The organism is Acidiplasma cupricumulans (assembly GCF_001402935.1).
GTDB lineage: Archaea > Thermoplasmatota > Thermoplasmata > Thermoplasmatales > Thermoplasmataceae > Acidiplasma > Acidiplasma aeolicum.
This window is the reverse complement of record NZ_LKBH01000245.1, coordinates 1-1,248: the sequence shown is the minus strand read 5'-3', so window position 1 is coordinate 1,248 and position 1,248 is coordinate 1. Positions and strand designations below refer to the sequence as shown.

Here is a 1,248-nt window from a genome sequence, read left to right as displayed (position 1 = left end):
TATAAATATGGATATTATTTCTATAAGAATACCTGAGGAATTAAAAAGAGAATTAAAAGAATATAATATAAATTATAACAATGAGGTTAGAAACTATCTTGAATTATTGGTTAAAAAGGAACATATAAAGGAAGAATTAAATGATATAAATAACAACAGGAATAAAATGAAAGCAAAATATGGGATTTTTGATGATTCATACAAATTAATTAGGGATGACCGTGATAGATAAAAAAGAGGCAGTTCTTGATACGTCAGCCTTAATGTCGCTTTTAATGGAAGATAGCACAACAGAAAATATAGAAAATAAAATATCCAATTTTGATTATTTTCATATATTAGATCTTACCTATTACGAATCTTTAAATACTGTATGGAAGAGGATACAGAGAAATAATATAACCGTTGATGACGGCGAGACCATTATGAATAAAGCTTATTCATTTTTAAATTTAATGAAAATACACAGCTTTAATGAAATTGTTAAGGGTGCTTTTTCCTTATCCGTGAAAATGGGCATTACAGTTTATGATTCATCTTATGTTTTTTTGGCTATAACATTATCAATACCACTAATTACATCGGATAAAAGATTAATCAATAAAATTAAGGAGAACAAACTAAATATTTTATAAATTATTTTTAATTTAAAATTATGAATTTCCTTACTTGATGAAACATTAGAGTTTAAAGTTTATAGTATATTTGGATCTTTTATGTTAATAGTAACATTTAAACCTGATAGTGTTAGATGGTTAATTGTTTGAACTAAATTTAGTAATTTATCATACAAGTTTATGTATGTTCTTACATATTCTTTCATCATCAATGCCAAGAAAATAAAGGCCACCCATTATTGCATGTATTTTATTTTTCCTGTTATTTTAATGCCGTATTCCATTATGTTTTCTATGCCTGAATGGCCGCATCCAGTTATCATAGCAAGTCCGTTCTTTGTTTGTAAATAAAGTGCCATATCATCCTTTATTAAATCTTCCCCACCGTTTTCATCAAATGTGTGGCCATTATGGCTCGGGCCCCGGTTTCTTGGTATCTCACCGGATACAATTATGTTGTTATCAATATTATAAGGTTTTTCAACTGGAATAAAGTTTGCACCGTGTTCTTTTAATTCGTTTTCAGTGAAATCCGGGCTTATTTCAAATAAACCATAGGGTGTCCAAACATACGTCAACTCACTATGTACATTATTTTCCTCCCTGAATTTCCGGTTATTTTATTGGCCAT

General features: G+C 28.6%; 3 protein-coding genes. 2 read left to right on the top strand and 1 reads right to left on the bottom strand.

Features of this window, described 5'->3' with window-relative positions:
- Positions 1 to 232: type II toxin-antitoxin system VapB family antitoxin (gene vapB / locus AOG55_RS09500; RefSeq protein WP_162216770.1), on the top strand; the 232-nt coding region annotated here is incomplete at its 5' end.
- Positions 222 to 635: a type II toxin-antitoxin system VapC family toxin gene (locus AOG55_RS06650; RefSeq protein WP_162200851.1), complete on the top strand. Its 414-nt coding sequence runs from the start codon at positions 222 to 224 to the stop codon at positions 633 to 635. The genes vapB and AOG55_RS06650, both read left to right, overlap by 11 nt.
- A 218-nt stretch (positions 636 to 853) precedes the next feature.
- Here the strand turns inward: AOG55_RS06650 and AOG55_RS06645 are convergent, their stop codons facing one another.
- Positions 854 to 1,195 (bottom strand): hypothetical protein, encoded by a 342-nt coding sequence (locus AOG55_RS06645; protein WP_055032415.1) that lies wholly within the window; start codon positions 1,193 to 1,195, stop codon positions 854 to 856.
- Positions 1,196 to 1,248: the final 53 nt, after the last annotated feature.